At 76.1% G+C, this 5,362-nt stretch carries 6 protein-coding genes and 3 pseudogenes; 8 read left to right on the top strand and 1 reads right to left on the bottom strand.

The annotated features are described in order from the left end of the window. A partial coding sequence (locus BJF88_RS19765; RefSeq protein ID WP_222844031.1) for a hypothetical protein occupies nucleotides 1–213 on the top strand: 213 nt, incomplete at its 5' end. Further along, the gene (locus tag BJF88_RS16215) at nucleotides 201–851 is read left to right on the top strand and encodes a hypothetical protein (RefSeq protein ID WP_075829556.1); all 651 of its coding nucleotides are present in this window, start codon (nucleotides 201–203) and stop codon (nucleotides 849–851) included. The genes BJF88_RS19765 and BJF88_RS16215, both read left to right, overlap by 13 nt. A 184-nt stretch (nucleotides 852–1,035) precedes the next feature. On the opposite strand, the gene BJF88_RS22555 is transcribed toward BJF88_RS16215, so the two are convergent. Further along, nucleotides 1,036–1,263 (bottom strand): hypothetical protein, encoded by a 228-nt coding sequence (locus BJF88_RS22555; RefSeq protein ID WP_255372109.1) that lies wholly within the window; start codon nucleotides 1,261–1,263, stop codon nucleotides 1,036–1,038. On the opposite strand from BJF88_RS22555, the pseudogene BJF88_RS23905 reads away from it, so the two are divergent. The 6 genes and pseudogenes from BJF88_RS23905 (at nucleotide 1,169) to BJF88_RS16200 (ending at nucleotide 5,260) form a co-directional block, all read left to right on the top strand. After that, nucleotides 1,169–1,827: pseudogene (locus BJF88_RS23905) on the top strand (glutamate ABC transporter substrate-binding protein). The gene BJF88_RS22555 and the pseudogene BJF88_RS23905 overlap by 95 nt on opposite strands. Then, nucleotides 1,824–2,681 carry a hypothetical protein gene (locus BJF88_RS16205; protein WP_255372107.1) on the top strand — a complete coding sequence of 286 codons (858 nt, stop codon included), beginning with the start codon at nucleotides 1,824–1,826 and terminating at the stop codon, nucleotides 2,679–2,681. Before BJF88_RS23905 ends, BJF88_RS16205 begins: the two are co-directional and overlap by 4 nt. Beyond that, complete coding sequence (locus BJF88_RS22540; protein ID WP_255372110.1) at nucleotides 2,678–2,929, top strand: hypothetical protein; 252 nt, start codon at nucleotides 2,678–2,680, stop codon at nucleotides 2,927–2,929. Before BJF88_RS16205 ends, BJF88_RS22540 begins: the two co-directional genes overlap by 4 nt. After that, nucleotides 2,926–3,306 (top strand): hypothetical protein, encoded by a 381-nt coding sequence (locus BJF88_RS23900; protein ID WP_369824654.1) that lies wholly within the window; start codon nucleotides 2,926–2,928, stop codon nucleotides 3,304–3,306. The genes BJF88_RS22540 and BJF88_RS23900 overlap by 4 nt, the downstream gene beginning before the upstream one ends. 5 nt (nucleotides 3,307–3,311) lie before the next feature. Continuing rightward, nucleotides 3,312–3,440 (top strand): annotated as a pseudogene (locus BJF88_RS23895) (serine/threonine protein kinase); the annotation flags it as partial. A 100-nt stretch (nucleotides 3,441–3,540) separates the two neighbouring features. Next, nucleotides 3,541–5,260, top strand: a pseudogene (locus BJF88_RS16200) (tetratricopeptide repeat protein). Nucleotides 5,261–5,362 lie beyond the last annotated feature (102 nt).

The raw sequence follows: 5,362 nt of genomic DNA, 5'->3' as shown, positions 1-5,362 counted from the left end.
TCGTCGAGCAGGCGCGCGCGCCAACCGGCAGGGCTTCCCCGTCGCTCCGCCTACCTCGACCAGGCGTCGACGCTCCTGCGCGACCAGATGCTGCCGACCCTGGACGAGGTCGTGCTCGACGACGCCGACCGGGTGGCGGCGGACTTCGCGGGCGTGCGCGACGCCTGTGGGTCCTGGCCGCCGGCCTGGTCGCCCTCGCGGTGCTCGTGCTGAGCCAGGTGTGGCTCGCGCGCCGGACGCACCGCGTGCTCAACGTCGGGCTCGCGGCCGCGACGGCGGTGGTGCTCGTCGTCGGCGTCGTCGGGACCGTGCTGCTGTCCCAGGCGAGCGCACGGGCGCACGACGTGCGGACCGGCTCCTACGCCGCGACGCTCGCCGCGTCGCAGGCGTACGCGCTCGCGAACGAGGCCAAGTCGGCGGAGGCCTTCACGCTGATCCAGCGCGGGTCCGGCCAGGCCTACGAGGAGGAGTTCGTCGCCGCGACGGACGACGCCGCGCAGCGCCTCGACGCCGCCGCGTCCGAGGGCGTGCTCGACGGGTCGGGCGCGCAGGCGCTCGACGCCTGGGTCGCCCGCCACGCGGAGATCCGCGCGCTCGACGACGAGGGCGACTGGGACGGCGCCGTGGCGCTCGCGACGAGCACCGACGCCGACAGCCCGAACGCGGCGTTCGAGGAGTTCTCGGCGACCGCGCGCGAGGACATCGAGACGAACGCCGCCGCGACGCGCGACGACCTGGCGTCGGCAGGCACGGGCTCCGCCGTCGCCGGCTGGCTGCTGCTCGCCGCCGGCGCGGCCGCGGCCCTGCTCGCGTGGCGCGGCGTCACGGCACGACTGGAGGAGTACCGGTGAGGACCACGACCGCTGCCCGGGCCCTCGCCGCGGCGCTGGCCACGACGACGCTGCTGCTCGCCGGGTGCTCCGGCCCGACCGGCGCTGACGACCTCCGTCTCGCCCCCGCGGAGCCGGAGCCGGAGGCCACGAGCGTCGCACCGGCGCCCGGCGCGCCGGCGGAGTGCGCCGACCCGCTCGCCTCCTACGCGCCCGAAGGACCGCTCCCCTCCCCCGACGCGCTGCCCGCCGGCAGCACCATGGCCGAGATCCGCGAGCGCGGCTCGCTCGTCGTCGGCGTCTCCGCCGACACGCTCCTCATGGGCGCGCGCAACCCGTTGACCGGGGAGATCGAGGGGTTCGACATCGACGTGCTGCACGAGGTGTCGCGCGCGATCTTCGGCAACCCGGACCGCCTGACGTTCCGGGTCATCACGTCCGGCCAGCGTATCGATGTGCTCGAGGACGGCGAGGTCGACCTCGTGGCGCGCGCGTTCACGATGACCTGCGAGCGCTGGGACCAGATCGCGTTCTCGGCCGAGTACTACCACGCGGGCCAGAAGGTGCTCGTCACGCGGGACTCGACCGCGACCGGCATCGCGGACCTCGGGGGCAGCGCGTGTGCGCCCCCGAGGGCACGACGACGCTCTCCCGCCTCGAGGAGTTCTCCGGCATCGAGCCCGTGCCGGCCACCACGCACACGCAGTGCCTCGTGCTCTTCCAGCAGGGCCGGGTCGACGCGATCACGGGCGACGACACGATCCTCGCCGGCTTCGCGGCCCAGGACCCGTACGCGAAGGTGGTCGGCGCGGCCATCAGCGACGAGCCGTACGGCGTCGGCGTGCCCGCCGGCGACGTCGACATGGTCCGCTTCGTCAACGGCGTCCTCGAGCGCACGAAGAGCGACGGGACGTGGGCCGCGAGCTACGACCGCTGGCTCGGCGTGCTCGGCCCCGCGCCGTCGCCGCCCGCCGCGGTGTACGGGCGCACGCCGTGACCCGACCCGTCGCGCCCGAGGCGCCCGGACGGCTCGGCGAGGCGATCCCCGCCGCCGACCTCATGCGGTATCTCGGCGAGCTCGAGAGCTGGCTCGACGCCCGGCGCACGGAGCTGGACCGCCTCGACGCCGCCGCGCAGGCCGCCGCGGCCCCGGACGCCTACACGGCCGACCTCGTCCTCGCGCTGTCCCTGTGGCAGGCGATCCGCGGGCGGGCCGACGACCTGCGCGAGACGTGGGACTCCGGGCGGGTCGACGTCGTGGCGCGCGAGAAGATGTCGGTGCTCATCTGGGGCCGGCTCGACTCCGGCTCGGGTGCGGCGCTCGTGTCGCTCGTCGAGGCCGCCACGCTGTGCGACGCGCTCGTCGTGCAGCTGCGCACCCGCCTGTCGTTCGACCCGCACACCGCCGACCAGGTGGCGCGGCTGCGCGGGGTCCGCGCGGAGCTCGTGCGCTGCGAGGACCTGGCGGGGTCCGACGTCGACGCGCGCGCCGCGTCCTCGCCCTGCGCGAGCGGCTCGAGCGGGTCGTGGGCCGGGCCGAGCGCGGCGCCGACGTGGCGGGTCCCCTCGCGGAGCTCGAGTCGGACGTCGCGCGCGCCGAGCGCGACCTCATCGTGGCGTCCGCCCAGCGCCGCGAGCTGGCCCGCGACCGCGCCCGGACGACCGAGCGCCGCGACGCCCTCGAGGCGCGCGAGCCCGCGCTGCGCGAGCTCGTGCTGCGCTGCCGCCGGGAGGTCGTCCATGCGCCGCGCCTCGCCGTGCCCGACGTCTCGCGTCTCGGCCCGGTGCCCGAGTCCCGCTTCGAGCTCGACGCCTACGCCGCACGCCTCGACGCCGTCGAGCGCGCCGTGAAGGCGGTCGAGTCCGCCTACACGGCGCCGCTGCGCGAGCGCGCGGAGCTGCGGTACAGCCTCGAACGGCTCGCCGAGCGGGCACGGGCGAACGGCCGCTCCACGTCGCCCACGGTGCGCTCCGGTCTCGTCGAGGCGCGCGAGGCCGTCGAGGCGACGCCGTGCGACGTGACGCTGGCGCGCTTCCTCGTCGAGCAGTACCAGTTCCTCACCCGCGACCTGCCCACCCCGGAAGGAGCGTCGTCGTGACGACCACCGCGACCGTCCCGTGCTCGGAGCCCGGCTGCCCGGGCACCATCGAGGACGGCTACTGCAACGTCTGCGGGGCACCCGCCGGCGGGTCCGGCCCGACCGCGGCGACCCCCGACGGTGCGGCGACGGGCACGACCGCCGCGTCCCCGTCGGCGGTGCTCGGCACCGGCTTCGTCGAGGGCCGCGCCGGGGTCGCGTCCGCGGGCGCGGAGCCCGACGCCGAGCGCTCGACCCGCACCGGTCGCACCAGCTCGAGCCGGCTCGCGTCCACAGCCCTCGGCTCGGCACGCACGGCGGCGACCGGATCGCGCGCGACGCGCCGCGTCGCACGTCGTCCACCCGGCTGCGCGGCCACCGCCTCGGCGCCGGCCTGACGACCGTGCCGTCCGCGCCCGTGGCGGACCCGCTCCAGGCGGTCATGGCCGTCCCCGAGGTCCCCGAGCACAAGCGGTACTGCCCCGCCTGCGGGGAGAAGGTCGGGCGCGGCCGCGACGGCAGGCCCGGGCGCACCTCCGGCTTCTGCCCCCACTGCGGCAACCGCTTCGACTTCACGCCGCAGCTCTCCCCCCGGCGACCTCGTCGGCGGGCAGTACGAGGTCGTCGGGTGCCTGGCCCACGGCGGGCTCGGGTGGATCTACCTCGCGCGCGACCAGAACGTGTCCGGCCGGTGGGTCGTGCTCAAGGGCCTGCTCAACTCGGGCGACCCCGACGCGTACGCCGCGGCCATCTCGGAGCGGCAGTTCCTCGCGGAGGTCGAGCACCCGCTCATCGTGGAGATCTACAACTTCGCGATGCACGACGGCGCGGGCTACACCGTCATGGAGTACGTCGGCGGCACCTCGCTCAAGGACATCCTCAAGGACCGGCGGGAGGCGAACGGCGGCGTCGTCAGCCCCCTGCCCGTCGACCAGGCGCTCGCCTACGTCCTGGAGATCCTGCCCGCGTTCGCCTACCTGCACGACCAGAACCTGCTGTTCTGCGACTTCAAGCCCGACAACATCATCCAGCAGGGCGACGGCGTCAAGCTCATCGACCTCGGCGGCGTGCGGCGCGTGGACGACCTGACGTCGGCGATCTTCGGCACGGTCGGGTACCAGGCGCCCGAGGTAGCCGAGGTGGGGCCGTCCGTCGCGTCGGACATCTACACGATCGGGCGCACGCTCGCGACCCTCGTGCTCGACTTCCGGGGGAACACGTCGACGTACGTCGCGTCGCTGCCGCCGGTCGCGGACACGCCCGTGTTCCAGGCGTACGACTCGTTCTACCGCCTGCTCGCGAAGGCCTGCGCCCTCGACCCGTCCGACCGGTTCGCGACCGTGGACGAGATGCGCGCCCAGCTGCTCGGGGTGCTGCGCGAGGTGGTCGCGACCGACCGTGGTCCGGGCAGCGGCGCGCTGCACTCGGCCGCCTCCGTGCTGTTCGAGGCCCCGGTGTCGGACGTCGCGGAGCGTCCCCTGGCGTGGGACGAGCTGCCCGCGCTGCGCACCGACGAGCACGACCCGATGGCCAGCTGGCTCGCCGGCGTCAACGTCGCCGAGCCGGACGCGCGCCTCGCCGCGCTCGCCGACGCGCCGCAGGACACCGTCGAGGTGCGCCTCGCCCGCGCGCGCACGGCCGTCGAGGCCGGCCGCCCCGACGTCGTGCGCGACGCGATCGCGCAGGTCCTCGGGGACGACCCGTGGGAGTGGCGCGCGGCCTGGCTGGGCGGCCTCGCGGAGCTCGCGAGCGGCGACGCCGTCGCCGCACGCGCGTCGTTCACGCCGTCTACGGGCAGGTCCCGGGCGAGCTCGCGCCCAAGCTCGCGCTCGCGACCGCGTGCGAGCTCAGCGGCGAGCCCGACATCGCCGAGTCGCTCTACGTCATCTGCGCGCGCACCGACGCCAACTACACCGCGCCCGCCGCGTTCGGCCTCACGCGCGTGCGGCGGCGCGCGGCGACCTGGACGGCGCGCTGCAGGCGCTCGACCTCGTCACGCCGACGCGCGGGTCCTACGTCGGGTCCCGCGTGCTGCGCGCGCAGCTGCTCGCCGGCTCGGGGCGCGGTCTGCCCGCGCTCGCCGACGCCCTCGCGAGCGTCGGGTCGGTCGCGATCGCCCCGCGCGAGCGCGCCGAGCTGTCGGTGGGCGTGCTGCGCTCCGCGCTCGACACCGTGACGACGACGGGCCCGTCCTCGGCCACGACCATCGCCGGCGTCCCGGCCGAGGAACCGGCGCTGCGCGACGCGCTCGAGGCGGCGTACCGCGACCTCGCGGCGCACACGGACGCGCGCGACGAACGCATCGCGCTCGTCGACCGGGCCAACGAGGTCCGACGGTGGACGCTCCGGTGAGCGGCGTCGAGCCGACCGGCGGCACCACCGTGCTGGCGTGCCCGCGTGCGGCGAGCCGTCGCACGAGGCGCGCGCGTTCGCGAGGCGTGCGGCACCCGGCTC

Source organism: Cellulosimicrobium sp. CUA-896 (assembly GCF_001942335.1).
Lineage (GTDB): Bacteria > Actinomycetota > Actinomycetes > Actinomycetales > Cellulomonadaceae > Cellulosimicrobium.
This window is presented reverse-complemented; position numbering and strand designations above follow the sequence as displayed.

Bases quoted from the DNA above. Each gene is read 5' to 3' on its own strand.
- BJF88_RS22555 (WP_255372109.1), bottom strand. From the start codon at position 1,263: ATGACCCGGAACGTCAGGCGGTCCGGGTTGCCGAAGATCGCGCGCGAC.